The following is a 25,639-nucleotide window of genomic DNA, read 5'->3' as shown; positions in this document are numbered from 1 at the left end:
AGCAAATTACAAAACCGGCGGAAAACGCAAGAAGCAAATTGCGTTTTCCGCCGTTTTTTTGCTGCTGTTTGATAGAGTTATTGTAATATTGCACAAATTTTCTTGTCTAATTATAGGAAAATTGGTAGATTGACGCGATTGGCAATAAAATATATAATTACATACAGAAAAAATCTTTTTTAGAAAGAAAAAAATCTAAAGATTACGGAGGGAATTATGAAAGCATTAGTGTATGAAGGCGCCAAAAAGGCCGTGCTAGAGGAAGTGGAAGAACCGAAGAAGAGGGAAGGCACGGTAAAACTGGATATAAAGTACTGTGGAATATGCGGATCTGACATTGGAATCTATCTTGGGACGCATCCCAGAGCCAAGGCGCCGCTGGTTTTCGGGCATGAGTTTCTGGGGATTGTGGCAGAAGACGGACAGAAGTTCAAGAAAGGCGACCGGGTAGTACCGTTTCCGCTGCTATCCTGCGGACAATGCAGAGCCTGCAGGACAGGGAACGAGCATGTATGCAATACCCTGGGACTGATCGGCATTGATAAGGACGGCGGCGTGTGCGAACGGATCTATGTGGATGAGAACGTGCTGTACAAGGTTCCAGACGGGATAAGCGATAAGGCGGCGACAGTCATCGAGCCTTTAGCGGTGATCGTAAGAGCGATCCACCAATCCGGCTTCAAGACGATGGACACCTGCGTCGTGATCGGAGCGGGTCCCATCGGCATGCTGACGGGAATCGTGCTGAAGTTTGCAGGCGCTTCCAAGGTATTTATCTCGGATGTGGCTGCAAAAAGACTGGATCAGGCAAGGGCGTTCGGCCTGATTCCGGTGAACCCAGTCAAGGAAGACCTGGAACAAGTCGTAAAAGACGCCACGGACGGGGAAGGATGCGATACCCTGTTCGAATGCAGCGGCGCGGCCGCAGCTGCCATGCAGATGACGGATATTACAAGGGTAAGCGGTAATATCTGCATCGTATCGGTACATAAGGCGCCTCATGAGGTCATGCTTCGGGATGTGAACTTTAAGGAGCAGCATATTGTAGGAACCAGGGTCTACACCAGAGAAGAATTCAAGGAGGCGGTGGAACTATCCGGGCTTCTGGAAGAACAGCTGGAACAGGTAGTAACCCATGTGGTTCCGCTAAAAGACAGCGAGAAGGTATTCGACATGATCGCGGATGGAGCGTGCGGCACGATCAAGGTGATCGTGGACTGCCAGGACAGATAGAAAGACGGAAGGAAGACAATGCTATGCGGATATTAGCCCTGGAGGCAAGTACGACATCGGCGAAAGCCATGCTCTACGACACGGAGAGCAGAACGTATGAAGAGAAGATAAAAGCATATGGGAAAATGTATGATGAGGAAGTGCTTCACGATGCAGACAAGGTGTTTGACTGCATGGCGAAGATTGGAAGAGCGCTGGCCGGGGGCAGGGAGATTTCCATTATTTCATTAAGCGGGACATGGCACAGCGTCCTGCTCTGCGACCGTAGGATGCGGCCGGCAACACCTGTCTATCCCTGGTCCTATACCGGTGCGGCCCCGCTTTGCGGCCGGCTTAGGGAAGATGCCGGTTTTGTAGAAGACTATTACCAGAAGACAGGCTGCATGGTGAATGCCACCTATCCATTTTTCAAACTTCTTTCTCTCAGGGAGCAAGGATACGATCTGAAAGACTACTATATCATGGGGCAGGGAACCTATAACACCTACCGGCTGACCGGAGAGCGGGTGGCCTCTCGATGCATGATATCCGGGACAGGGCTTATGAATATACATACCAGGGAATACGATGATGAGATTCTTAAGATGGCGGGAATCGCCAGAAGCCAGCTGTCCCGGCTTACAGAAAGCAATCATACGCAGCCATTATCCGAAGAAGGAGCGAGGATTCTGGGGCTACGCCCGGGGATTCCGGTGATTGTGGCCAATTCTGACGGAGGCCTGAACCAGATCGGCGTTGGCGCGATTAAGGAAAATGTGATGACCTTCTCCGTGGGAACCAGCGGAGCCATGCGGAACAGTACCGCCAAGCCGATGATTCCCAAATCGCCATCCACCTGGTGCTACCTGTCGCCTAAGGGCTGGCTTAGCGGGGCCGCAACGGCAGGGTGCTGCAACTGTATTGACTGGTTTGTGGAACACGTGGCGGCTGGCAAGCCGGACTATAGCCAGCTGGAGCAAGGGGAAGACAAGATTCTGGATACGCCCATATTCCTTCCGTTCCTCTTTGGGGAGCGATGTCCCGGATGGAATGACAAAAGAGGCGGCGGATTTGCCGGACTTAAGGCCGGCCATGACATTAAGGATATGTACAGGGGCGTACAGCAGGGAATCTTATTTAATCTCTATCATTGCTACAGGCTTCTTACGGAAGTGGCAGGGGAGCCTGAGAAGATAAAACTATCAGGGGGGATTCTCCATTCCAGGGTATGGACGCAGATGTGCGCCGATATCTTTGGAAAAGAGATGGAGATAGATCAATCCAAGCAAAGTTCCCTGATGGGCGCGGTCATACTGGCACGGGAAATCATAGGGGATCTTAAGGATATTTCCGACTATGAGCCGAGCGTAAAGGCTACCGTGAGGCCGGATATGGCAAGGAATGAACGGTATAGGAAGCAGTTTGAGAGGTATTTGCAGATGTATACAAGCATGGAGCAAGAATAGGAGGAAGAAAATGGAGAAGAAAAAAATCATCGCCTCGGCGGCGGTTGTGGCTGCAATAGTATTGGGCGCGACGTTCACTGCGGTTGGGGGAAAATTCAAGCAGGAAGAAAAGGTCAATCTTATCCTGTCCAATGTTACATCCTCTTCCGCAAAAGAGGCGGGACTGAAGTTTAAAGAGTTGGTAGAGGAATATTCCGACGGAACGGTAACCGTAGATGTATTCCAGGATAACCAGTTGGGGGATGACAAGACCTCGGTGGAAGGAGTGCAGGTAGGCGACATTGATATTGCAGTGTCATCGACCAGTTCGCTTTCTACAATGTATAAGGATTATTACCTGTTTGATACGCCATACCTGTTCCTGAATTCCGACGAAGTCTATGATATCGGCTTTGGAGGAGAGGCAGGAGAGAAGATCATGGAAGGCGTGGAAGACGTAGGACTGCGCGGAATGGCAATGTGGGAGAATGGATTCCGCAATTATACCAATGACAAGATTCCCGTAAGCAAGCCAGAAGATGTAAAAGGGCAGAAGATCCGCACCATGGAAAATGACATCCATCTGAAGGCATGGTCCGCGATCGGAGCCAATCCGACGCCCATGGCCTTCTCTGAACTGTTTACAGCAATGCAGCAGGGAACCGTAGACGGAGAAGAGAACCCGATCGGTATTATCCAGAGCAACCGGTTCTACGAAGTACAGAAATATATCTCCCTGACGCAGCATGTATATACTCCGTACTGCGTGGTCATGAACCCAAGGAAATATGATTCCCTGACAGACCAGCAGAAAAAGGCGGTGGATAAAGCGATGAAAGAAGCCACCGAGTATCAGATCAAGCTCTCTCAGGAAGACGAGGAGAAAGCGCTAAAGGATATGGAAGAATACGGCTGCGAGATCATTACGCTGTCGGATGAGGAGAAGCAGGCTTTCCAGAAGATCGTAGAAGAAAATGAGATATTTGATTTCGCGAAAAGCAAGATGACTCATCCAGAGTACTTTGATGAGATGCAGACAGAATTAGAAGAATATAGGGGGAACGCAGAATGAAAAAATTAATTCACTGGCTGGATGAATACCTGGAGATTTCTCTGTGCGTGGCATTGATGTCAGTCATGACGGTTGTAATATTCGTGCAGGTTGTAATGCGATATGTTTTCCATAATTCTCTGACCTGGTCGGAAGAATTTGCAAGATACTGCTTTATCTGGCTGATCTATCTTGGGATCAGCTATGGATGCAAGATTATGAAGCACATCAAAATTGATGCCGCCTTAAAACTGTTTCCGGAAAAGATGCGGCCATATGTAGTGATATTCGGGGATCTGTGCGTGCTGGCATTTGCCGTGTATATCGTGATCACCGGATGGGAGCTGACCATGTTCCAGGCGCAGCTTGGAAAGACGTCGCCCGCGCTTGGACTGCCGCTTCAGTTTGTGAACGCGGCACCGGTGGCAGGATTCTTCCTGGCGGCGATCAGGCAGATACAGACCATATTCTACAGGGTCGGGCAATTAGGAAAGGATGGTGAGTAAGGATGGTATGTGCAGTACTTTTTATCGTGTTAATCATTGCGCTGGTGGTGAATGTCCCTGTGGGAATTGCCATCGGAGTATCTTCCCTGGCAGCGGTGCTGGCAGACGGAAGATTAAGTTCCACCTATATCGTGCAGCAGTTGGTGACCAGCGCAGATTCATTTCCGCTGATGGCAATTCCTCTGTTTATTCTGGCAGGCGAGCTGATGAGCGCCGGAGGAGTATCTAAGAGAATATTGAATGTCTGCAATGTGTTCTTTGGAAGGATCACGGGCGGCCTTGCCATCGTAACCGTGATCGTATGCATGTTCTTTGCGGCGGTGTCCGGCTCCGGGCCGGCAACCGTAGCCGCGGTAGGCTCCATGGTAGTGCCGACGATGCTTGAAAAAGGATACAGCAAGAGTTTCACGCTGGCGCTGATTGCAACGGCGGGAAGCATTGGCGTCGTAATACCGCCCAGTATTCCGATGGTCATCTACGGCGTGTCTACCAGCACGTCTATCAGCGGCATGTTTATGGCAGGCTTCCTGCCGGGCATCCTGATAGGAATCGGCCTGATCATCTGCTGCTACTTTTACTGCAAGAAGCAAGGATGGAAGGGAGATGACCGCCGCTATACGGTCAAGGAGAAAATGGCGGCAGTCTGGGATGCCAAATGGGCGCTGATCAATCCGGTCATCATCCTGGGAGGAATCTATGCAGGAATCTTCACGCCCACGGAGGCAGCGGCAGTTGCGGCGGTATACGCGTTTATATGCGGCACATTCATCCATAGGGAACTGAATATTAAGAATATCTTTGATCCGATCGCCGCATCCTGCTCTACCACCGGAACGACCATGGTAATTATCGGATGTGCCACGGCATTTACGAAGATTCTGACCATCCAGCGGATTCCGGACATGATCACAAAGGGAATCAGCGGACTGACCACCAACTATGTGCTGATCCTGCTGCTGATCAACCTGCTGCTTCTGATTGTGGGCTGCTTCATGGATACCACGCCGGCGATGATGGTACTGTCGCCAATCCTGCTTCCGATCGCGCTTAGCATCGGAATGAACCCGATCCACTTCGGAGTCATCATGGTTGTGAACCTTGCGATCGGATTCATCACGCCGCCTCTGGGAATCAACCTGTTCGTGGCGGCCAGAGTCGGGCGGGAGCCGCTTGAGACGGTTACCAGCGGCATTATGAGATTCATGGTAGTCATGCTGATCTGCCTGATGCTGATCACGTTTATACCGGCGATATCAATGCTGATACCGAATGCGTTTATGTAACTTATAGAGTAACAGAGTAAGAAGGAGAGAATGAACATGGATGTAATGAAAAAAGTAGAGGAATTAAAGATCGTACCTGTTGTGAAGCTGGACCGGGCAGAGGATGCCAGGCCGCTGGCTGAGGCGCTGTGTGCCGGAGGGCTACCGGTAGCGGAAGTTACGTTCAGGACGGACGCCGCCGAGGAATCCATCCGGATTATGAGGAAGGAATTCCCGGAGATGCTGGTAGGGGCAGGGACGGTTACGAATCTTGACCAGGCTGCGCGCGCAGTGGAGGCGGGAGCCCAGTTCATAGTCTCTCCCGGAATGAGCAGGACGGTGGTCGAATACGCCCTGGAGAAAGGCATTGCGGTATTTCCCGGTACCTGCACCCCGACGGAAGTCATGATGGCCATGGAATACCAGCTTCCGGTGGTGAAGTTCTTCCCGGCGAAGCGGTATGGAGGCCTTGGCACGATCAAAGCGCTTGCGGCGCCGTTCCCGTCCATGCGCTTTATGCCTACCGGAGGAATCAATGCGGACAATATTAAGGAGTATCTTGGATTTGACAAGATTGTGGCATGCGGAGGCAGCTGGATGGTAAAAGACGCCTACATCAATGCCGGGGAATTTGACAAGATCAGGGAATTAACCGAAGAGGCAGTAAAACTTGTAAAATAAGCAGAAAAGAGGAAGAACAATTATGAAGAATTATACGGATCTGACAGGCAAGAAGGCAATCGTTACAGGGGCGGCCCAGGGCTTAAGCCTTGGCATGGCAGAAGGGCTGATGGAGGCAGGAGCTAAGGTCTGCATCATCGACGTCAATCCGAAGGCGGAAGAAGTCGCAAAGGAGAAATGCGCCCAGGGCTATGCCTGCCACGCGGTGATTGCCAATCTCACAGAGGAAGAGGACAGGAAGGTAAAATTCAGTCAGGCTGTAGAAATGCTGGGAGGCCGCCTGGATATCCTGGTAAACGGAGCGGGCGTGCAGCGCAGGCACAAGAGCGAGGAATTCCCCAAGGAGGACTGGGACTTTGTAATGAACGTGAACCTGAACGCAGTATTCTACATGTGCCAGCTGGCAGCTAAGCAGTTCATGGCACAGAACAGCAAGGGAAAGATCATCAATATCGCGTCCATGCTGTCCTTCTTCGGCGGCTATACAGTGCCTGCCTATGCGGCTTCCAAGGGCGCTGTGGCTCAGCTGACGAAAGCATTCTGCAACGAGTGGGCGGAAAAAGGGATCAACGTCAATGCCCTGGCGCCGGGATATATGGCGACCGAGATGAATACGGCGCTGATGGATCCTGCCAACCCAAGATACCAAGCGATTACAGAGCGAATTCCCGCTAAGAAATGGGGAACCGGGGATGATATGAAAGGACCATGCGTATTCCTGGCTTCTGAGGCATCCGATTATTTGAATGGCGCCATCATTCCTGTAGACGGCGGATACCTGGTCAGATAAGGAGAAGAGGATAATGCAGTGTGAGATAGGCGTATATGGGCTGGGCGTCATGGGGGCTGGCATAGCGAAAAATATGTTGGTTCATGGATTCAAAACCGCGGTATACAGCGTGTCCCAAGAAGAGCGCAAGAGGTTCGAGACGGACGGTTATGTGGAAACATGCAAGGTATGCGACACGGAGGAGGAACTGATTCAGTCCCTTGCCCGGCCAAGAAAGATATTTCTGATGATCACCGCCGGAGGCCCGGTGGATGCCGTGCTCTCTTCGCTGGTTCCGGCGCTTGAGCCTGGGGATGTGATCTTTGATGGAGGCAATTCCTATTATAAGGACACGGACATACGGTGCCACGCCTTGGAAGAGAAGGGGATTCGCTATGTGGGATGCGGCATATCAGGAGGAAGGCTTGGCGCATTGTACGGCCCCAGCATTATGCCCGGTGGAAGTTATGAAGGCTACCGGTCAGGAGAGAAGATTCTGACGGCAATCGCGGCAAAGGCCGATAGAAAGCCTTGCTGCGCCTATGTCGGCCAGGGGGGAAGCGGCCATTATGTGAAGATGGTACATAACGGAATCGAGTACTCCATCCTGGAACTGATTGCGGAGGCCTACATGCTTATGCGAAGCGGGCTTTCCATGACCCACGAAGATGTCCTTGCAGTATTCAAAGGCTGGCAGCGGACGCGGCTAGAGTCTTACCTGATCGACATCAGCGTTCAGGTGATGGAACAATACGAAGAGGACGGCGTGCCGCTAATTGACAGGATCCTGGATGTAGCGGAACAGAAAGGCACCGGGAAGTGGACGCTTTGCGAGGCCATAGAAAGAGGCGTATATACGCCGGGCATCTATGAGTCCGTCCTTGCGCGCAGTTTTTCGGCAAAGAAGGAAGAGCGCCTTGCCGGCGCGGCTATCCTGAATGCGTCAGCCAGGAAGATGGAACTTAATCAAGCAGAAGAGACGTTAGGAGACGCGCTTCTTCTCGCCATAGCGCTGTCATATAGCCAGGGGATGGAATTGATCCGCAAGGCATCCGATGACAATGGCTGGGAAATCGATCTGGCCGCCCTCGCGGATCTTTGGAAGGCAGGGTGCATCATCCGAAGCAGCCTGCTGGGAGATATCAAAGAAGCGGCAAAGGAAACGGCCGCGCCTCTGATCTTATCTGAGGCATTTGAAAGCCTGCGGAAGCTGGAGCCATCGCTTCGAAATGTAGTGGTGAAGGCGGAAGCCGCAGGATTGGCTCCGACAGGGCTTGCGGCCGCGCTTCATTATTATGATTATTACCGTAGGAAGGATATGCCCGTCAGATTCGTCCAGGCGCTGCGGGACTGTTTCGGCGCCCACACGTATATGCGGAAGGATAAGGAAGGGCACTTCCATACAGATTGGCAGACAATAGGCAAGTAATAGCGGAGGAAGAATATGGGCAAGTATAAAGTAATTGTAACAGCAAGGTCGTTCGCAAAGGCGGACGATCAGGCGTTGAGGCTTTTAGAGGAACATGACTGCGATGTCGTGAGGCTTGTGGCAGGAGTTGCCACATTTGACGAGCAGATAAAAGAAGAAATCGCGGCGGCAGATGCGGTGATCGCGGGACTGGATGAGTATTCCAAGGAATTGATCGACTTGGCCGGGAAACTGAAGGTCATCTCCCGTTACGGGGTAGGATATGACAAGGTAGATGTAGAGGCGGCAGACAGGAAAGGGATCCTGGTTACCATTACACCGGGAGCCAACGGAGACTCTGTGGCAGACCTGGCGGTGACTTTGATGCTGGACGCGGCCCGCAATGTGGCGGCTATGGACGCGGCTATGAAGGGCAGGGCCCAGGCGCGCCCCCAGGGAGTCGAGATGTGGCAGAAGACCTTGGGCGTGATCGGAACCGGAAGGATTGGCCAAGGGGTGGCCAGAAGGTGCAAGGGATTCGATATGAAGATTCTCTGTTATGATATCTACGAGAATGAAGCATTTAAGAAAGAATGCAATGCCAAGTACGTGGATCTTTCTACCTTGCTTAGGGAATCCGATTTCATAACCATCCATTCTCCACTGACGCCGGAGACAAAAGATATGATCGGCGCCAGGGAATTTGACATGATGAAGAATGACGCGGTGATCGTCAATACGGCCCGGGGCGGGATCATCAATGAAGAGGCATTGTACGAAGCGCTGAAGTCCGGCAGCATCCGGGGAGCGGGACTGGATGCGACGGTAGATGAGCCGCCATATGACAGTCCCCTTATGACGCTTCCTAACTGCATTCTTACGCCCCACGCAGGAGCGGCAACGAAAGAAGCTAGCAGCAAGATGAGCCTGATGGCAGCGCAGAACGTGGTTGACGTGCTGACAACAGGAGACTGTAAATATAAAGTGAATCCATAATTTTAAGAGGAGCCCTACTGGTATCAGGAAGAGCCTCATAACAAGTTCCGGGAACTGCCTCCAAAAGAGAAGCGGTGGCCCGGTAGCCATTTATACCGAGGCAGCCAGATCAACCAGTACCTCTTCCACAGAGTCCGTCACATAGGTAGAGTAGTAGGAGATGCCCGGCGCGCCCCCGGACATAGCATAACTGATGCCTGCAAACTGAAGCATCTCGGTGTCGTTATACTGATCGCCGAAAGCAATGATTTCCTCCGGCTTGATATGCATGTACTCTGCCAGATCTTTTAAGGCAGTGCCTTTGTTGGCGTTAGGAGCGATAAAGTCTACCCAAAGATTGCCGGAAGTGACCACCTTGATCTCTCCGTCAAACCGTTCCTTGAAGTAAGGCATAAGATTCTTGGTGCCCTCGAAGTCACAGACGGCAACCTTCAAAAAGGGCTCCGTTATACTGCTTAGATCATCGACGATTCCCATATCGTTGTGCATATCATTGATAAGATAATCAAGAAATGCCTTGTCGGCAGAATCCGTGTAGCATTTGGACTCGCAGGACAGGAGACAATGGCAGTCGCCATATTCTTTCGCAGCCTGGAAAATCTCAAGTCCCAGTTCTCTTTGGATCAATCCTTTTGAAAGGACGGTTCCGTCTTCGGATATGCATAAGGACCCATTCTCGGTGATATAAGAGATCTGATCCCTGACGGGAGCAAAGAGATTCTTAATGCTGTGAAGCTGCCTTCCGCTCGCGGCGGCAAAATGGATGCCCTTTTCCTTTAACTTTAGAATCAGACCGCAGACTTCCGGGGGAAGTTCCTGGGCCCCGTTCTTAAGCAGGGTACCGTCCAGATCGCTTGCGATTAATTTGATCATATAGATTCTCCTTCAAATTAGATGTTGGCGTGTTGCTAATTTAACACTTTCACATTATAATATAAAAAGATAACAAATGGAAGAGAGGGTACAGCAATGAAGATAGGAATCGGTAATGACCATGCCGCGGTGGACATGAAGTTTGAGATAGCAGATTATCTGAAGGAACTGGGCTATGAAGTTGTAAATTACGGTACGGATAAGAAGGAAAGCTGCAACTATCCGGAATACGGTGAGGCGGTTGCCAGGGCAGTGGCGTCGAAGGAAGTAGATCTGGGCATCCTGATCTGCGGAACCGGAGTGGGGATCTCTCTGGCGGCCAACAAGGTGAAGGGCATCCGTGCGGCTGTATGTTCCGAGCCGGCAACGGCAAGGCTCTCCAGACAGCACAATAATACGAATATCCTGGCGTTTGGAGCCCGCATCGTAGGGATGGAACTGGCGAAGGATATTGTGAAGGCATGGCTGGATGCAGAGTTTGAGGGCGGACGCCATCAGACGAGGGTAGACATGATTATGGAGATTGAAGATAAGTAATTGCTTTGTATGTAGGTGAAGTGGCTTATTCCATGGGAATAGGCTGCTTTTTTTGTGCCTTAGCTCAAAAAACAATAAGGGTGCATTTGCCTCAGATTTATGGTATTCTATGGTAAAACACAGTGATAAATTATCTGCGAGGAGGTGAAATTTATGCGAGACGCATTAGAGAATATTACTTTATTGCAGAAGCGTATGAATGAGCTTCAGTTGGAAAACCAGATATTAAAGGGAATTTTGGAGCGGTCGGGAATTTCTTATATAAATGAACTAAAAAAATATCAATATCAGGAGAAAACAGGACTGTGGGAAGAAAATCAGGGCGGCAGAATTATTCATCCGTCCTGTATTACGGATGAGATGGCGAATAAATTTTACGGAAGGTTCTGGGGACGACAGGATGTGTACAGTAAGCGTACCGTAAAGAAATCCACAGGAGAAGTCGGCTATTTTCCGCAGTGTAATCATTTCTGGAAGGAATGCTGCCCAAGAAAGTATGGAAAGAAGATACGGTGTACGGACTGTCCGGACAGAGACTGGACAAAATTAAAGATCGCTCAGATTAAAAGCCATCTGGCAGGAAAAGATCCTTACGGAAATGATGTGATAGGCATTTACCCACTGCTTCCGAACGGAAACTGTCGTTTTTTGGCGTTTGATTTTGATAACCATGAGAAGGATGCAGAAAAAAATGATTTTGCGAATAACGGTGAGACGTGGATGGAAGAAGTAGAAGCAATGCGTCTAATCTGCGAACTGAACGGAATCGATCCTCTTGTGGAACGTTCGCGTTCGGGAAGAGGCGCCCATGTATGGATTTTTTTCGACAAAGCAGTTTCCGCATCGACAGCCAGAAAATTCGGGAATGCTTTATTAGAAAGAGGAGCGGAAACAGTAAACCTGAAATCGTTTCAATATTATGACCGTATGCTCCCGGCGCAGGACAGCCTGCCGGGAGGCGGTCTGGGAAATTTGATTGCATTGCCCCTTCAGGGGAGGGCATTGCTGTCAGGAAACAGCGCTTTTGTGGATAAGGATTGGAATGCATACCCGGATCAGTGGAATGTGCTGTGGAGCAAGCCCGGGATTTCCGCTGAGTTTATGGAGACAAAAATTCAAGAGTGGACTTCAACCAGTATTTTTTATGTTGAAAGCAGCGGGAAGGATGCAGAAACACGGGAAAAACCATGGAAAAATAGAGCAAGGCTTTTGAAATCAGGTGTAGATGGGAAACTAAGCCTTACGCTTTCGGACGGCATTTATGTGGATACGATGAATATACAACCGGCAGTTCAGAATCAGATACGGAGAATGGCCGCTGTGAGTAATCCGGTTTTTTATAAAAATATGGCGATGGGGCTTTCAAACTATGATAATGCAAGATGGATTTATATGGGGAAAGAACATCTGAGCGGTTATATAGAAATACCGAGAGGATTGTATGACGAATTGACCGAGCAGTGTAGGAAAGCCGGGATTACGTATGAGATTACGGACGAAAGGCAGCCGGGAAGAAGGATAAAAGCAGAATTTACCGGGCGGCTCCGGCCGGAACAGGAACCGGCGTTGGAAGAAATGCTGCGGTACGATACCGGAATACTAAACGCCGCTACAGCATTTGGAAAAACGGTTGTGTGCAGCGCTATGATCGCGGAGAGAAAAGTAAACACACTCATTCTGTTGGAATCTTCGTCACTGATTGAACAATGGGAAGAGGCACTGAATAGTTTCCTGAAAATAGAGGAAGAGACGCCGGAGTATCAGACAAAAACAGGAAGAATCAGAAGAAGAAAAAGTATTATAGGAAAGCTCCAGGGAGCGCATGATTCCATGACGGGAATTATTGATATTGCCATGGTGGGATCGCTTTGCAAAAAAGGCGAGTTCCATGAGAAGTTGAATGATTATGGGATGGTGCTGGTGGATGAATGTCACCATGCGGCTTCTAATACGATGGCGAATATCCTGAATCAGGTAAATGCTCGTTATGTGTATGGCGTGACTGCCACGCCGATGCGCGGAGACGGGCTGGAAAAGATTACTTATATGCTGCTTGGTCCGATTCGGTATCGCTATACGGCAAAGGCTAAAGCAGAAGCACAGGGAATAGAGCATCTCGTGTTTCCGAGATTTACAAGAGCGGTGGCACCAAGAAAGATACATAGAAGAAATCTATGGTAACATCCTACCCGTAGTGGTAAATTGTTCTACAGGAAAGGGTGCGAAGCATGGAAAATGAAGTATAGATATCCGTATAGTGGGAATAGAAGGTTCCCCTATTGATGCCCGCGGCGGTGCATAGTTCCTTGATGGAGATGCTCTGCATGGGCTTCGTGCGCAGCAGTTCCAAGAATTCCCGGCGGATCAGCATCTTGGTAAGTCATCCAAACCCTATATAAACTGTCGATTGAAGTCAACTGTTAGGAATATTATAATACAGATATAGAGGATAAACAATACTGTGTTCAAAAAGTGAAAGAAGTGTTTGATATGAAGAAAATCTATATTGTTACCGGGGCCAATGGACATCTGGGAAATACTTTGATCCGGCTGCTTAGAAAGCAGGAGGCAGATATCCGCGGCCTGATCTTGCCGGGAGAAGAGATAGAGAACGATGGCCGGGTCCGGTACGTCGAAGGCGATGTCCGCGACATAGAGTCTCTGCGGCCGCTATTTGAAGATCTGGAAGGGAAAGAAGTATATGTCTTCCATACGGCGGGAATTGTGGACATTTCTGAAAAAGTCTCGCCGCTTCTTTATGAGGTGAATGTAAATGGAACCAAGAACGTAATTGCGCTGTGTCGGGAATTTGGCGTACGGCGGCTGGTATACGTAAGTTCCGTCCATGCGATTCCGGATACAGACAGCATGTCAGTTCTAAAAGAGATCAAAGAATTTTCTCCAGAGAAAGTAGTGGGAGGATACGCCAGAACAAAGGCAGAAGCCACGCAGGCAGTGCTGTCTGCGGTACAAGGCGGGCTGGATGCGGTAATCGTCCATCCTTCCGGGATTATTGGCCCTTACGATCGTTCGGGCAACCATCTGGTCCAGCTGGTGAACGATTATCTTAGCGGCAGGATTCCAGTATGCGTAAAGGGAGGATATGATCTAGTCGATGTCCGGGATGTGGCTTATGGCTGCCTTATGGCCGCGGAAAAAGGGAAGAGCGGCGAATGCTACATCCTATCAAACCGCCATTATGAAATCCAGGAGGTATTGAAGATGGTGCGAAGAATTGCGGGAGGCAGAAGAATCCCGGTCATCCCGTTCTGGATGGCGCATCTTGCAGCCCCTCTGATGCAATGGCACGCAAGGCGCAGGAAGGAACGCCCGCTTTATACAGACTACTCCCTCTATGCGTTAAAAAGCAATGATAAATTTTCTCATGATAAGGCCGTCAGGGATCTGGGATACCAGCCCCGGGATCTGTACGAGACGCTGAAAGATACCGTGCGTTGGCAGAAGAAAAACCGAGGCTAAAGTATCATTATGAGTCGCTTAATGCAATTGCAATAGCCATCAAGGCGATCTATCCTCCCTTTCAGGCAGACGAGTTCTTAAAGATGACTATGGATGAGACATGGGATGATTCGCAATTAAAAGCAAGGTGCAGAAAAATAAGTACAAATTTGGGCGTACTGTTGCCCCGGGAATATCAAAAGGCGCTGGACATTCTTGAATAAGCAGTTCGCGGATACTCATTTTCTGGCTTTCTACTTTGCCCATTCATAATCCGTGAGGATGAATTGCCGGCTCAACTCCCGAGGTATCCCTCGCTACGACCTTATGCCATTGGACTACCGTGTTTTTAATAAAATGCGATTTTTCATGAACATGCCTCCTGATCGAGGATATTGGCAAAGCCATCCCTTTTGCTATCAAATATTATTTGGCTGCATATATTTACCAGCTGCTGCGCATCCTATCTGAGAGGTGAAGACTATGACAAATAAGTCCTACTGGAAGGATACGGCAGCGATCAGGGAACGGCATTGCCTTCCGGGAGATATGAATATTGATACGGTGATCATTGGCGGAGGAATGGCGGGAATCCTGACTGCATATTTCCTGAAGCAGAAAGGGAAGGAATGCATCGTTCTGGAGGCTGGGCGTATTGGAAGCGGACAGACCAGAAACACGACGGCCAAAGTTACATCCCAGCATGATCTGATCTATGCGGACCTGATCAGGACCAAGGGAGAGAAGCAGGCTCGCCAATATGCGCAGGCAAATGAAAAAGCGATCGAGGAATACAAAGCAGTCATTCGTAAGATGAATATCGAGTGCGACTGGGAGGACTGCTCTTCGTATCTGTATACACAGGAACAGGGGCAAAGGCTCCATAATGAATTCATGGCGGCTGTAAGACTTGGGATTGCGGCAAGATGGACGGAAAAGACAGAATTGCCTTTTCCGATTCAGGGAGCCCTCCGGTTTGACGGGCAGGGGAAGTTCCATCCGCTTAAGTTTTTAAAGGCCGTCTCAGAGGATGTGGTTATATTTGAACATACGAAGGTGCGAAAGGCTACTCCTGACGGGGTGCAGACAGACCGCGGAAATGTAAAGGCCTCCAATATCGTGTTTGCATGCCACTATCCGTTCCCGATTATCCCGGGACATTATTTTATGCGGATGCATCAGGAACGCAGTTATGTGATCGCCCTTGAGAACGCGCCTTTGACAGAAGGAGTGTATCTTGGTATCGATCCGGGAAGCCTGTCAGTTCGAAGCGCAGGAGGCCTGCTGCTTGTGGGCGGGGAAGGACACAGAACCGGAGAGAATCCGAATGGCGGGCAGTATGAGCAGCTTATAAAAAGGGCGGGCGAGTACTGGCCGGGAGGCAAAGAAGCCTACCGATGGTCAGCACAAGACTGCATGCCCCTGGACGATATTCCATATATCGGGAGATACAGCGGCGGCAGGAAAAACTGGTACGTGGCTACTGGATTTAAGAAATGGGGAATGACCTCCTCCATGGTGGCTGCTATGGTTCTTTCCGAGCAGATATGCGGAAGAATCAGCCCCTATGAAGAGGTCTTCTCTCCCCTGAGAATGCCTGGCCTTAAGGGAATGGGAAACATGGCCCTGGAAGGCGCCCACGCGGTGGCCAATCTTGCTGGTACGTCAAAACTTTCAGAAGACGCAAAAGAAAACATCAGGACAACCCGCTGCTCCCATATGGGATGCCAATTGTCCTGGAATCCGGAAGAAGGGACGTATGACTGCCCTTGCCATGGCTCAAGGTTTGACGCCCGTGGAAATCTGCTGGTTGGCCCTGCACAAAAAGGAATCTGTAAAGGAGGCGATAGACGGTGACAAGATATTACCATGGAAAAAAGAAAAAATATCCATATTTTGAAGGATGGTACCTGAAGCACCAGGCAGAGGGCAGGATGATTGCCTTTATCCCCGCGATCCACGCGGATGAGCAGGGAAAATGGACGGCATCTATACAAATGATAACAGAAGAGGGCTCTTGGTGCTTTTTCTATCCCGCCTCCCAGTGCACGATTGAGAGAAGACGCTTCCGGGTGATGATCGGGGAGAACCTGTTTACGGAAAAAGGCACCTGGGTCAATCTGAAGAACAAAGACGTATCCATCTATGGAAATATCTCTTATGGCCCGTTTGCCAGGCTAAAAAAGGATATTATGGGGCCGTTTAAAAGAGTTCCATTTCTTGAATGCAATCACGGCGTTCTGAGCATGATGCACAGAACCAGAGGAGGGCTGATGGTAAATGGAAGGGAAGTGGATCTGAACGAGGGGCTGGGGTATATAGAGACGGACTGGGGAAGTTCTTTCCCGAAGGAGTATCTCTGGACACAATGTATATTTACGGAGAAGAAGAGAGGGAGCCTGATGCTTTCTGTGGCAGACGTACCGATTGGAAGGTGGAGCTTCCGGGGATGTATCTGCCAGATAGAGATTCCGGGGCGGACCTTACGGATTGCCACCTATCTGGGGGCGAAAGTAAGAAGGCTTAGCGCCAGCGAAGCGGTGGTAAGACAAGGAAAACTTTGCTTAAAGGTGACCAAGCTAGGAGAGCGGTCTTACGGGCTGAGCGCGCCGCGGCAGGGCAGCATGACGAGGATCATAAGAGAAAGCCCTGTATGCAGGATCAGATACCAGCTTTGGGAGAAGGGAAACCAGGTATTTGATATCGTAGATAACCATGCATCCTTTGAATATGTAAAAGATGCCAAGTGATAGGCGAAAGATGCCGCGTGGCAGGCTCCATAGCCTGTCGCGCGGCATTCTTAGAATTATGCTTCCATGTTGATCATGACCTTCATAGCCTTGTCCTTTTCCAGGTCAATGGTATCATACCCTTTCTTGAACTCCCGGAATCCAAAACGGTGGGTGATCAAGGTCTCGAATTCGATCTTTCCGGCGGCAACCAGTTCGATTGCCTTGATGTAGTCTTCTTCCCGGTACATTGCGCTTCCAAGAAGCGTCAGTTCATGATCCTGGACGGCGGCCATATCTACGGTGGCCAGATCTGCGAATACGCCTACGACTACGATATGGCTTCCCTTTCTTGCATATGCGATCGCCTGTTTCATGGTTGGATTGATTCCAATACATTCGAAGATGACATCCGCCCGGTCTTCCCCGCAGGCTTCGGTGATGGCTTCAAGCAGATCTTTCTCGGATGGATTGACCGTGGCAATCCCACACTTTTTAGCGGTATCAAGCCTATAGGCGCTGAGCTCCGAGAGAAGCACGACCTCTGCGCCCAACGCTTTTGCGGTCTGTGCAACAAGGTTGCCGATCGGTCCTCCGCCAAGCACGACAGCCTTTTTGCCTGTCATGTCAGCAGCATATCGGCGTACGGCGTGGACAGCGACAGCCAGCGGCTCGATCATCGCGCCGTGATCCCAGGACATCTCTTCTGGAAGTACCAGCGCCTTATTGGCATCTACTACAAAATTCCGCAAGGAGTGCCTTTCGTGATCGACGCGGTGGGCTCTGAAGATGTGGTAAATGACGCCATGGGCCTGATCTGTGACCGAGGAGAGATCTGCTGTTACGGAGTCCCAAGAAAAGAAGAGATGCACATTGACTTCAGCAAGGCCGACTATAACTGGGTGCTTAATTTTCAGCAGTTTCCGCGCAAAGATGAGGAGGCAGCTGCGCACAGCGAAGTGATCCAGTGGATTCGGGAAGGGAAGATCAACCTGAAGGACTACATATCCGATTACTTCTCTTTTGATGATGTAATCGAGGCTTATGATAAGGCAATGAATAAGCAGGTACTGAAAAAGGGAATCGTAGTTTTCTAAAAGTCCTTCAGATATTGCGGAATCTTTTGTTAGAGATTATAATATGGGAAAACAATAGATAGAGGAGAAAGCAGACCCAATGATAGAAGGAATTATATTTGACGTAGACGGAACCCTCTGGGATCCCACGGAAGAAGTGGCATATTCCTGGAACCAGGCAATCAAGGAACAGACGGATATGGACAGGACGCTGACGGCTGAGCAGCTAAAGCGTGAGTTTGGCAAGCCTTTGGAGGAGATCATAGACGACCTGTTCCCGGAACTTGCACAAATAGAGCAGGAGAGCCTGGCAGACCATCTTTACAAATATGAGAATAAATGGGTGGAGACGGCGCCCTGCATCGTCTATGACCAGATGGCAGAGACGGTTCGCGAACTGAGTAAAAAGTATAAGCTCTTTATCGTCAGCAACTGCCAGTCCGGCTATATTGAAGCCTTTCTTAAGAATACCGGACTTGGACAGTATTTTGCAGATTATACCTGCCCGGGAGACACCGGAAAGTTAAAAGGCGAGAATATCCGCATCATCATGGAGCGCAATGGGATTAAGGAAGCCGTCTATGTAGGCGATACCCAGGGAGATGCCAATGCGTGCAAAGAGGCGGGAATTCCTATGATATTCGCGGCATATGGCTTCGGACAGGTGGAAGAAGAGCATGTTGCGATCCAATCTTTTGGGGAACTGCTGGAACTTGAATTCGAAAAAGGCGGCAGGAAGTAAGCCGCAGAGACAAAGCATAAGAGTAGGTAATAAGAAGGGGCACGGCGATCATACGCCGTGCCCCTTCCTGGATGATTGATATAGGTTCTAAGACTTGCTTTACTTAGCCATTGGAAGATGGCGGATCGCGCCCTGGTAGTCGGCTTTTAACTGAAGGATCTTATTAAGCAGAGCGTCTGCCTCGCCCTTTTCGCCCAGGCCGATGTGGCCCAATGCCATCAAATAGCGGCAGTAGATATCATTGCGCTCTTTGATGTTGTCAGGGAATACTTCGATTTCCGGCAGTGATACGGCAAAATAGTCATAGGTCACTTTGTCGAAAATGTGTTTCTTTCCATAGGCCAGCAGTTGATGATAGCATTTTTTCGCCGCAGCTGTATTGCCCAGTTCTTCATTGGCCAGACCCTGATAGAAAATGATGTCAGAGGGCTGGTCGTTGTAGTAGAGGACGCCGGATGGCTCCTCCAGTCCTGTGGAGGCCTTTTCAAAGTACTCGGAGGCAGCGGCAGAGTCATTCTTTGCCTGGTAGGACTTGCCGATATAATAGTCGGCGATGTTGTCTTGGACATTTGGAAGTTTTCCCTCTCCCAGATTGTTCGGATATACCTTCGTGGCCTCAAGAAGATTGATGGCTTCATCATAGCCGCCGCTTTCAAGAAGGCCCAGCGCTTTCTGCGTCAGCGCATAGCGGTACTGGGTGCTGACTTTTCCTTCTCCGCCTTCCCATGGATGGAACAGGTGGCCATTCAGGCATTCCAGCGCCTTGTCATACTGTCCGGTGCAGTTAAGAAGCGAGATGTATTCTACGTACAGCGCATCCCGTCCAGTCACAAGATCCAGATGGGCGGAAAGCAGTTCCAGGCGTTCTTCTGCGGAGATGCCTGACTTTGCGCGCAGCTGATCGTATTCCAGCAGGAAGCGGGAGTAGGCAGAATCCAGTTCGAAGGCCTTCTTCATGCATTCCAGAGCCTGATCCATGTCTTTTCTCTTATTGTAATAGTAGATGGCAAGATTGCGCCAGTTCATGGCAAAGTCCGGCGCGCCTTCGGCGGCTTTTTCCCAATGCAGGGCGGCTTTCTCATACTGCTTCTTGTCATAGAGCAGGCAGCCCAGATAATAGTGGGCGTAAGGCGCTTTGCCAAGCAGAGAGGCAGCACTTTCTAATATAACGACTTCTTCCGCACGGTTCGGGAAGCAGTAGTCCGGGCAGGCGGCCTCGCCTTGCTGATACATCTTAGCCGCCTTGGCAGCATCGCCCTTGCGTTCATATACGTAACCCTGGTAATAGCCAAGCATCGGAGAGTCCGCTGTGCAGGAAGCCAGGATGTTAAGCGCGTCATCATATAAGCCCGCCTTGATATAATCCAGGGCAAGTTCCAGGTAATTATGCACGGGCGTGCGCATCTTGTCCTTCCAGCCGTCCAGACTGCCTAATCTTAAAGCCCCTTCATAGCGGATGCCCATATCCAGCGGGTCGATCTTAAGGCTATCATCCAGCAGTTCCTGGGAATCTATGTGAAGCATACGAAGGATGGCCGCCTTTAAGGTGCGGGCTTTCATGTTGTGCCATCCCCGGATCAGGGCATTGTCGATGAATTCCAGGGCATCCCTGTAATCACCGCGCCTTACGGATAGGCATGCCAGCCAGTAGTAGCCTGCGCCTTGCGTCTCATAACTCCAGGTGGACTTGTAGAAGGCATCGTAAGCGCCTTTGTCATCCCCTGTCATGACGAGGGCTAGGCCGAGATTGAAGTAACTTTCGCCGTAGTAAGGGTTCGGATTCTTCCAGGTCTGCTTCTCGATGGCTTTGTTGAAATGCCTGATGCTTTCTTTAAAGTTTCCACGTCTGTACAGAAGAAGACCGTAGCCGTTATTCAGGCGGATGTCGGATGGGTCGCGTCTGAGTCCTTCCAGATAATAGTCCTCCGGGTTGAGGGTGGCATGACGGTACTGTTCCAGATGCTGGGCGCCCAGATACAACTCCTCGGTGGTCTTAAGTTCCTGCGGCGAAAGCAGCGGATCTGCCGGATCCGGCATCGGCTCAAGTTCCACGGTTACTGCTTCGTAGGTTACAAGCGGGAACATGCCGCTGTCATATATGGTCGCGGTTACGCCGCTTAAGTCTGCAAGTTCCGTATGAAAAGAAGCCTCATAGAACTGTTCCGGAACAAGGTCCGCCTGATCCGTAAATATAGTGCCGCCCTGGTTCTTCACGATGATTGTTGAACCAGCGAAGATGCCGGATGTGTAGGCCTTGATGATGCATTTGCCATTTGCAAGCTCCATTCCGATGGCGGCATCTTTGGTGGCATTTTTTACTCTTCCTACATGTTTATAAGGCATAAAGTACTGGGTAAATGTCTTCTCTTCATAAGGCTTCAGCCATGTGAAGTCCGGCTGATTGTCGGCATAGACGCCGGTCATCAGCTCGATGTACGGGCCGTCCGTCTCTGTCAGATTGCGGTCCCATGCCTGGCCGAAGTCGCTGTTTCCCCATGTCCACTGCTTCTTGCCCGGGGAAATGTGGTGGTCTGCCACATGCAGCAGGCCGGCGTCTGCCTTCTCATCAAAGTTTCCGATAAAGTCATAATCGGAGTGGGCTGCCATATAGGAGGTAGGCACTTTGATGTTGCGGTAGCAGGAAATGTCGATTCCTTCAGAATAGTCATATTTGTAATATTCGCCGGTAGCGATGGGGAAGGTGGATACCGCGCGCTTTCCGTGGTCCATTACTGCATGGACGTCCGGCGGGAATACGGAATATGTATGCTCATTGACCGGTACGGCCGGATTCGCCCACCAGAGGAAGGTCTGCGGCGTATCGGTACGGTTGTAAAGGCGGCCTTTGATTTCGATATACGCCTTGTTCGGATAGAGCGTGAAGGAGGCCATTCCTTTGGTGCCGTACATTTTATCAATCTCGCTGACGTATACGGTGGATGAGCCGTCTTCATGCTCCTCGAAGTGATAGTCTACCGGAGAATAAGTGGATGGACGGTGATGCTGCGGCCAGTTGAACTCGATGCCGCCGGAGATCCATGGACCGGTAAGGCCTACCAACGCCGGCTTGATCACGTGATTATAATATACGAAGTCATAATTGTTGGTTTTGTCAAAGGCACGCTGGATACGGCCACCAAGTTCCGGGAGGACCATGACAAGCAGATAATCATTTTCCAGGTAAATAGACTTGTACTCTACGTCTTCTTTCTCGTCGGATATTTTTTCCGTTACAGGAAGGGGATAAACCTTTCCGGAACTTCCCTGATATGCCCGGTTTTCTATGAACAATGGACTTTTTTCCGGGGGATATACTTTATAAGTAGGAAGGGTTATGGTTTCTTCCCATACATGGACTTCCTTGTTTGACATAAGTCATTCGTCTCCTTTCAAATATGGAATTTCCTGTTTCTTTGCAGTTATTTGCTGTATGTATAGATTAGCATAAGGTCTGTAGTGTTAAAATGTCATATACCATAAAAAGATGGACAATATTCCACATGGGTGCTATAGTTATCCCAAAATTATAAGAAGGGACAGGCAGGTGGAAGGATGAGTAATAATATTGGCAAGGCAGATGGATTCAAAGACGAAAAATATATTATTATTCCTACAGAATCATTTGCGAATTATGCGGAGCATCCTCTGGTGCGGACGGTCTATCCGACGGATGTGGGCTTCTTTCCGAAGGCCCGTGATCATTACCGGGAGAGAAAAGAAGGGGCCGAGCAGTATATTCTGATCTATTGTACGGAAGGAAAAGGAACCATAGAAGTAGAGGGAGAAGTATTTGAAATGAGGAAATCGGGTGCCTTTTGCATTCCGTGCAAAAAGGGTCACCGGTACTATGCAGACGCCAAAGACCCATGGAGTATCTTGTGGGTGCACTTCAAGGGGGAGAATACGGCGTACTTTCCAATTGATGAGCCGCACGTCGTACCTATGAATTCCAGGCACAGCGACAACCGCATGATGGTGCTTTTTAATCTGCTGTTCCGAGTCCTGCGGCGCAACTATACCCTGGGGAACTTCATCTATATCTCCCAGGTGCTGTCCCTGATCCTCTCGGAAGTATACTACCGGGAGAAGGTAGATGAAAGCAGCGTTCAGGACAGGCATGTGACCATGGTCATACGCTTCATGTATGAGAATCTGACCCGCAGCCTGACTCTGGAAGAGATATCAGAAGAAGTCCAGCTGTCCCGCAGTTATCTGAATACCATATTCAAAAACCAGACCGGACGTTCTCCGGTGGAGTTCTTCATCCATCTGAAGATGCAGGAGGCCTGCAAGCTGCTGAAGAATACCAACCTGTATATCTATGAAGTAAGTTCAAGGCTGGGGTACGAAGATCAGTATTACTTCTCCCGGATATTCAAGAAAGTGGTGGGCGTGTCGCCGAAAGATTACAAGAATGGGGATTATTTCTACTGCGAGTAGGGGTGGGTTTTGATGGGATTGGCGAACGCCTACCAGATCCCACGCGTCGCCAATCCCATCCAAACTCCCCCCAGGCGTAATATAGTCCATCAAAGGATAACATATGAAATTCAAGCCGCCGCAAAAGAGTGCTATACTGCAATTAAGAGTTGAACAGAACATCAGCATATTACATGCATCAGTCAATTGCAAAGAGGAGGATATGACGATGAGCGAGAAGATTTCAGAGAAAATGATCGGTATGAAGCTTCCGGGAGGAGCAAAAGTTGAGAAGGTGGAGTGCGATGTGCCAAAGCCCGGTCCGGGACAGGTGCTGCTGAAGATGAAGGCAGCCAGCCTGTGCGGCAGTGATTTGAAGTATATTTATTTTGAACACACGGATAAGACTGGCGGGGCCAGATATGATGACGTGATCGCAGGCCATGAGCCCAGCGGACGGGTTGTAGCAGTAGGCGAGGGCGTGCTTGACTTTAAAGAAGGAGACCGGGTTGTCGTATATCATATTCAGGGATGCGGATACTGCGATGAGTGTAAGAAGGGATTCTATATCAACTGCCAGCAGCCGGAGAGGCGTGCCTATGGATGGCAGAGAGACGGCGCTTTGGCTGAGTACATGGTGGCGGACGTATCTACATGCATTCATCTTCCGGATTTCCTTACATACGAAGACGGGGCTATGATCGCATGCGGTTTTGGAACCGCTTACCAGGGACTCTTAAGAGCCAATGTATCAGGAAGAGACCGGGTGCTCGTGATGGGACTTGGCCCGGTAGGCCAGGCGGCTCTGATACTGGCCAAGGCAATGGGCGCGGAGACGATCGGCGTTGATATTTCCGAAGAGCGTCTGGAGATGGCGGAGAAGATCGGCGCTGACCAGGTATTCATGGGAGACGATGACGCGGTTAAAAACGTAATGGACTATACCGGAGGAAAGGGCGTAGAGGCTGCCGTAGACTGCTCGGGTAGCAGCATTGGCCGTCACAGATGTCTGGAAGCCGCCAGAATGTGGGGGCAGGTAGTGTTCCTTGGAGAGCAGGGAACGGTAACGTTTGAGCCAAGCCCGCTGTTGCTGCACAAGAACCTGACATTGCATGGATCCTGGGTTACATCAGTAGGAAATATGGAGCAGCTGGTGGAATTTCTGGACCGCAAGAAAATCCATCCAAGCCAGATTATTACCCACCGCTATCCGCTTAGCGAGACAGAAGAAGCGTATCGTGTATTTGCAACGGGAAAAACAGGCAAGGTTTGCGTTAATATGGAGATGGAATAATTTATGGACAATCTGAATAGAATATTAATGTGGCTTAAGACAACCCCTTATGAAGGGGTTGTTCTTGGACGAAGGGATAATTTTAAATGGGTAACGCAGTTTAATGAAAATGCAGTTGTGACGAATGCAGAAGTCGGGATTGCATTTTTAATCATTCAAAGAAATGGGAAGGTGGAGATGATCGCCGACAGCAGCGACTGCCCGCGCATGGAAGAAGAGCAGAACGCGCTTCATGCGGACTGCGTTCTTGTGCCATGGTATGAGACGCTGGAGGGATTCCTTGCATGGTACTGTCATGGAAAAGGCTATGCTTCTGATACGGCGATCCCGGGGACATCCTGCGTACAGGGAGAACTCGTGAATTTAAGAATGATGCTGAATGAGGCGGAAGCGGCACGTTACCATGAGATAGGACAAGAGTGCGCCCATATTGTGGAGTCGGTTGCCATGGAAGCCAGGCCGGGGCAGACGGAGAAGGAAGTCGCGGCCCTTCTTAAAACGCGCTGCGTCGAAAAGGGGATCAGTCCTGACTGCGTGCTGGTTGGAAGCGACGAAAGAATTCTGAATTATCGGCATCCTGTTCCCACGGACAAGAAGATTGAGAACAGCCTGATGGTAGTGCTGGGCGGAGAAAAATATGGGCTTAATATCAGTATGACGCGAATGGTGTATTTTCAGGAGATCCCAGATCAGATTCAGGAGAGAATGCGAAAGACTCAGCGTATTTTCGCTGCCATGCAGAATATGATGAGGGAAGGCTTGTCTTATAAAGAATATTTTGAAGAAGTAAAGAACCTGTACGCGCAAGAAGGATATCCGGATGAGTGGAAGATGCACCATCAGGGTGGCCCTACGGGATACGGATGCAGGGAATTCGTGGTTACGCCGTCTACGGAAGGCGTTATCAAGGAAGGACAGGCTTATGCGTGGAACCCCACGATACAGGGCACGAAGTGCGAGGAGACTACATATCTGATGGAGGGAAAGATCGATATACTGACCAGGACAGAGCAATGGCCATGTACTGTAATCAGCACAAAATACGGGGTTTTCCAGGTGGCGGACATCTTATTCGACAAAAAATAGACAAAACCCTCCCATAGTTTTAGAAAAAATTAGAGAAAATGCATAATGAACATTGAAAAATGAAATCACCAGTGCTATAATAACCATATCTTTA

General features: G+C 49.9%; 24 protein-coding genes. 20 read left to right on the top strand and 4 right to left on the bottom strand.

All coding sequences use genetic code 11. The features are described from left to right. Positions 1-216 precede the first annotated feature (216 nt). Genes HDCHBGLK_RS03565 through HDCHBGLK_RS03525 form a run of 9 tightly spaced genes read left to right on the top strand, consistent with a single transcriptional unit; the run spans position 217 to position 9,330 of the window. The gene (locus tag HDCHBGLK_RS03565) at positions 217-1,233 is read left to right on the top strand and encodes a zinc-dependent alcohol dehydrogenase (protein WP_004607460.1); all 1,017 of its coding nucleotides are present in this window, start codon (positions 217-219) and stop codon (positions 1,231-1,233) included. Between the two features lie 23 nt (positions 1,234-1,256). Further along, the gene (locus HDCHBGLK_RS03560; RefSeq protein ID WP_004607461.1) at positions 1,257-2,678 is read left to right on the top strand and encodes a gluconokinase; all 1,422 of its coding nucleotides are present in this window, start codon (positions 1,257-1,259) and stop codon (positions 2,676-2,678) included. Positions 2,679-2,688: 10 nt separating this feature from the next. Beyond that, on the top strand, positions 2,689-3,729 hold the full coding sequence (locus HDCHBGLK_RS03555; protein WP_004607462.1) for a DctP family TRAP transporter solute-binding subunit: 1,041 nt from the start codon (positions 2,689-2,691) through the stop codon (positions 3,727-3,729). Next, entirely contained in the window at positions 3,726-4,214 is a 489-nt protein-coding gene (locus HDCHBGLK_RS03550) for a TRAP transporter small permease (RefSeq protein ID WP_004607463.1), read from the top strand. Before HDCHBGLK_RS03555 ends, HDCHBGLK_RS03550 begins: the two co-directional genes overlap by 4 nt. A 2-nt stretch (positions 4,215-4,216) precedes the next feature. After that, positions 4,217-5,497, top strand: a complete 1,281-nt coding sequence (locus HDCHBGLK_RS03545; RefSeq protein ID WP_004607464.1) for a TRAP transporter large permease — start codon at positions 4,217-4,219, stop codon at positions 5,495-5,497. 36 nt (positions 5,498-5,533) lie between these two features. Further along, positions 5,534-6,157 carry a bifunctional 4-hydroxy-2-oxoglutarate aldolase/2-dehydro-3-deoxy-phosphogluconate aldolase gene (locus HDCHBGLK_RS03540; RefSeq protein WP_039909784.1) on the top strand — a complete coding sequence of 208 codons (624 nt, stop codon included), beginning with the start codon at positions 5,534-5,536 and terminating at the stop codon, positions 6,155-6,157. A 22-nt stretch (positions 6,158-6,179) separates the two neighbouring features. Further along, entirely contained in the window at positions 6,180-6,947 is a 768-nt protein-coding gene (locus tag HDCHBGLK_RS03535) for an SDR family oxidoreductase (protein WP_004607466.1), read from the top strand. Positions 6,948-6,960: 13 nt separating this feature from the next. Further along, on the top strand, positions 6,961-8,355 hold the full coding sequence (gene gndA, locus HDCHBGLK_RS03530) for an NADP-dependent phosphogluconate dehydrogenase (protein WP_004607467.1): 1,395 nt from the start codon (positions 6,961-6,963) through the stop codon (positions 8,353-8,355). 15 nt (positions 8,356-8,370) lie between these two features. Beyond that, positions 8,371-9,330, top strand: coding sequence for a phosphoglycerate dehydrogenase (locus tag HDCHBGLK_RS03525; protein WP_004607468.1), 960 nt, complete (start codon positions 8,371-8,373; stop codon positions 9,328-9,330). A gap of 90 nt (positions 9,331-9,420) precedes the next feature. On the opposite strand, the gene HDCHBGLK_RS03520 is transcribed toward HDCHBGLK_RS03525, so the two are convergent. After that, the gene (locus HDCHBGLK_RS03520) at positions 9,421-10,203 is read right to left on the bottom strand and encodes a Cof-type HAD-IIB family hydrolase (protein ID WP_004607469.1); all 783 of its coding nucleotides are present in this window, start codon (positions 10,201-10,203) and stop codon (positions 9,421-9,423) included. 96 nt (positions 10,204-10,299) lie between these two features. Between HDCHBGLK_RS03520 and rpiB the strand changes: the two genes are divergently transcribed. Both rpiB and HDCHBGLK_RS19115 read left to right on the top strand, forming a co-directional pair. Further along, entirely contained in the window at positions 10,300-10,740 is a 441-nt protein-coding gene (gene rpiB / locus HDCHBGLK_RS03515; protein WP_004607470.1) for a ribose 5-phosphate isomerase B, read from the top strand. 153 nt (positions 10,741-10,893) lie between these two features. Next, the gene (locus tag HDCHBGLK_RS19115; RefSeq protein ID WP_004607471.1) at positions 10,894-12,921 is read left to right on the top strand and encodes a TOTE conflict system archaeo-eukaryotic primase domain-containing protein; all 2,028 of its coding nucleotides are present in this window, start codon (positions 10,894-10,896) and stop codon (positions 12,919-12,921) included. Positions 12,922-12,925: 4 nt separating this feature from the next. Here HDCHBGLK_RS19115 and HDCHBGLK_RS03505 read toward each other — a convergent pair whose 3' ends face one another. Next, the gene (locus HDCHBGLK_RS03505; RefSeq protein WP_004607472.1) at positions 12,926-13,111 is read right to left on the bottom strand and encodes a TetR/AcrR family transcriptional regulator; all 186 of its coding nucleotides are present in this window, start codon (positions 13,109-13,111) and stop codon (positions 12,926-12,928) included. Positions 13,112-13,230: 119 nt separating this feature from the next. Between HDCHBGLK_RS03505 and HDCHBGLK_RS03500 the strand changes: the two genes are divergently transcribed. From HDCHBGLK_RS03500 to HDCHBGLK_RS03485, 4 genes are all read left to right on the top strand, one after another. Further along, entirely contained in the window at positions 13,231-14,220 is a 990-nt protein-coding gene (locus HDCHBGLK_RS03500) for an NAD-dependent epimerase/dehydratase family protein (RefSeq protein ID WP_039909785.1), read from the top strand. Continuing rightward, positions 14,196-14,423, top strand: a complete 228-nt coding sequence (locus HDCHBGLK_RS03495; RefSeq protein ID WP_004607474.1) for a hypothetical protein — start codon at positions 14,196-14,198, stop codon at positions 14,421-14,423. The genes HDCHBGLK_RS03500 and HDCHBGLK_RS03495 overlap by 25 nt, the downstream gene beginning before the upstream one ends. Before the next feature lie 259 nt (positions 14,424-14,682). After that, entirely contained in the window at positions 14,683-16,056 is a 1,374-nt protein-coding gene (locus HDCHBGLK_RS03490; RefSeq protein ID WP_004607475.1) for an FAD-dependent oxidoreductase, read from the top strand. Continuing rightward, the gene (locus HDCHBGLK_RS03485) at positions 16,053-16,949 is read left to right on the top strand and encodes a tocopherol cyclase family protein (RefSeq protein ID WP_004607476.1); all 897 of its coding nucleotides are present in this window, start codon (positions 16,053-16,055) and stop codon (positions 16,947-16,949) included. The genes HDCHBGLK_RS03490 and HDCHBGLK_RS03485 overlap by 4 nt, the downstream gene beginning before the upstream one ends. Before the next feature lie 56 nt (positions 16,950-17,005). On the opposite strand, the gene HDCHBGLK_RS03480 is transcribed toward HDCHBGLK_RS03485, so the two are convergent. After that, positions 17,006-17,680: a zinc-dependent alcohol dehydrogenase gene (locus tag HDCHBGLK_RS03480; RefSeq protein WP_233440732.1), complete on the bottom strand. Its 675-nt coding sequence runs from the start codon at positions 17,678-17,680 to the stop codon at positions 17,006-17,008. 12 nt (positions 17,681-17,692) lie between these two features. On the opposite strand from HDCHBGLK_RS03480, the gene HDCHBGLK_RS03475 reads away from it, so the two are divergent. Together HDCHBGLK_RS03475 and HDCHBGLK_RS03470 are read left to right on the top strand one after the other, a co-directional pair. Beyond that, the gene (locus HDCHBGLK_RS03475; RefSeq protein WP_039909786.1) at positions 17,693-18,025 is read left to right on the top strand and encodes a hypothetical protein; all 333 of its coding nucleotides are present in this window, start codon (positions 17,693-17,695) and stop codon (positions 18,023-18,025) included. 79 nt (positions 18,026-18,104) lie between these two features. Beyond that, the gene (locus HDCHBGLK_RS03470) at positions 18,105-18,746 is read left to right on the top strand and encodes an HAD family hydrolase (RefSeq protein ID WP_004607479.1); all 642 of its coding nucleotides are present in this window, start codon (positions 18,105-18,107) and stop codon (positions 18,744-18,746) included. Positions 18,747-18,845: 99 nt separating this feature from the next. On the opposite strand, the gene HDCHBGLK_RS03465 is transcribed toward HDCHBGLK_RS03470, so the two are convergent. Next, positions 18,846-22,118 (bottom strand): DUF5107 domain-containing protein, encoded by a 3,273-nt coding sequence (locus HDCHBGLK_RS03465; RefSeq protein WP_004607480.1) that lies wholly within the window; start codon positions 22,116-22,118, stop codon positions 18,846-18,848. 180 nt (positions 22,119-22,298) lie between these two features. Between HDCHBGLK_RS03465 and HDCHBGLK_RS03460 the strand changes: the two genes are divergently transcribed. From HDCHBGLK_RS03460 to HDCHBGLK_RS03450, 3 genes are all read left to right on the top strand, one after another. Continuing rightward, the gene (locus HDCHBGLK_RS03460) at positions 22,299-23,186 is read left to right on the top strand and encodes an AraC family transcriptional regulator (protein ID WP_004607481.1); all 888 of its coding nucleotides are present in this window, start codon (positions 22,299-22,301) and stop codon (positions 23,184-23,186) included. A 208-nt stretch (positions 23,187-23,394) separates the two neighbouring features. Further along, positions 23,395-24,459 carry a zinc-dependent alcohol dehydrogenase family protein gene (locus tag HDCHBGLK_RS03455; RefSeq protein WP_039909787.1) on the top strand — a complete coding sequence of 355 codons (1,065 nt, stop codon included), beginning with the start codon at positions 23,395-23,397 and terminating at the stop codon, positions 24,457-24,459. 3 nt (positions 24,460-24,462) lie between these two features. Next, positions 24,463-25,545 carry a M24 family metallopeptidase gene (locus HDCHBGLK_RS03450; RefSeq protein ID WP_004607483.1) on the top strand — a complete coding sequence of 361 codons (1,083 nt, stop codon included), beginning with the start codon at positions 24,463-24,465 and terminating at the stop codon, positions 25,543-25,545. The last annotated feature ends 94 nt before the right edge of the window (positions 25,546-25,639 follow it).

This window comes from [Clostridium] scindens ATCC 35704 (genome assembly GCF_004295125.1).
Lineage (GTDB): Bacteria > Bacillota > Clostridia > Lachnospirales > Lachnospiraceae > Clostridium_AP > Clostridium_AP scindens.
This window is presented reverse-complemented; position numbering and strand designations above follow the sequence as displayed.

What these genes read in the sequence shown, in the direction of transcription:
- HDCHBGLK_RS03565 (WP_004607460.1), top strand. Translation starts at nt 217, where the DNA reads ATGAAAGCATTAGTGTATGAAGGCGCCAAAAAGGCCGTGCTAGAGGAA.
- HDCHBGLK_RS03560 (WP_004607461.1), top strand. Translation starts at nt 1,257, where the DNA reads ATGCGGATATTAGCCCTGGAGGCAAGTACGACATCGGCGAAAGCCATG.
- HDCHBGLK_RS03555 (WP_004607462.1), top strand. Translation starts at nt 2,689, where the DNA reads ATGGAGAAGAAAAAAATCATCGCCTCGGCGGCGGTTGTGGCTGCAATA.
- HDCHBGLK_RS03550 (WP_004607463.1), top strand. Translation starts at nt 3,726, where the DNA reads ATGAAAAAATTAATTCACTGGCTGGATGAATACCTGGAGATTTCTCTG.
- HDCHBGLK_RS03545 (WP_004607464.1), top strand. Translation starts at nt 4,217, where the DNA reads ATGGTATGTGCAGTACTTTTTATCGTGTTAATCATTGCGCTGGTGGTG.
- HDCHBGLK_RS03540 (WP_039909784.1), top strand. Translation starts at nt 5,534, where the DNA reads ATGGATGTAATGAAAAAAGTAGAGGAATTAAAGATCGTACCTGTTGTG.
- HDCHBGLK_RS03535 (WP_004607466.1), top strand. Translation starts at nt 6,180, where the DNA reads ATGAAGAATTATACGGATCTGACAGGCAAGAAGGCAATCGTTACAGGG.
- gndA (WP_004607467.1), top strand. Translation starts at nt 6,961, where the DNA reads ATGCAGTGTGAGATAGGCGTATATGGGCTGGGCGTCATGGGGGCTGGC.
- HDCHBGLK_RS03525 (WP_004607468.1), top strand. Translation starts at nt 8,371, where the DNA reads ATGGGCAAGTATAAAGTAATTGTAACAGCAAGGTCGTTCGCAAAGGCG.
- HDCHBGLK_RS03520 (WP_004607469.1), bottom strand. Translation starts at nt 10,203, where the DNA reads ATGATCAAATTAATCGCAAGCGATCTGGACGGTACCCTGCTTAAGAAC.
- rpiB (WP_004607470.1), top strand. Translation starts at nt 10,300, where the DNA reads ATGAAGATAGGAATCGGTAATGACCATGCCGCGGTGGACATGAAGTTT.
- HDCHBGLK_RS19115 (WP_004607471.1), top strand. Translation starts at nt 10,894, where the DNA reads ATGCGAGACGCATTAGAGAATATTACTTTATTGCAGAAGCGTATGAAT.
- HDCHBGLK_RS03505 (WP_004607472.1), bottom strand. Translation starts at nt 13,111, where the DNA reads ATGCTGATCCGCCGGGAATTCTTGGAACTGCTGCGCACGAAGCCCATG.
- HDCHBGLK_RS03500 (WP_039909785.1), top strand. Translation starts at nt 13,231, where the DNA reads ATGAAGAAAATCTATATTGTTACCGGGGCCAATGGACATCTGGGAAAT.
- HDCHBGLK_RS03490 (WP_004607475.1), top strand. Translation starts at nt 14,683, where the DNA reads ATGACAAATAAGTCCTACTGGAAGGATACGGCAGCGATCAGGGAACGG.
- HDCHBGLK_RS03470 (WP_004607479.1), top strand. Translation starts at nt 18,105, where the DNA reads ATGATAGAAGGAATTATATTTGACGTAGACGGAACCCTCTGGGATCCC.
- HDCHBGLK_RS03465 (WP_004607480.1), bottom strand. Translation starts at nt 22,118, where the DNA reads ATGTCAAACAAGGAAGTCCATGTATGGGAAGAAACCATAACCCTTCCT.
- HDCHBGLK_RS03460 (WP_004607481.1), top strand. Translation starts at nt 22,299, where the DNA reads ATGAGTAATAATATTGGCAAGGCAGATGGATTCAAAGACGAAAAATAT.
- HDCHBGLK_RS03455 (WP_039909787.1), top strand. Translation starts at nt 23,395, where the DNA reads ATGAGCGAGAAGATTTCAGAGAAAATGATCGGTATGAAGCTTCCGGGA.
- HDCHBGLK_RS03450 (WP_004607483.1), top strand. Translation starts at nt 24,463, where the DNA reads ATGGACAATCTGAATAGAATATTAATGTGGCTTAAGACAACCCCTTAT.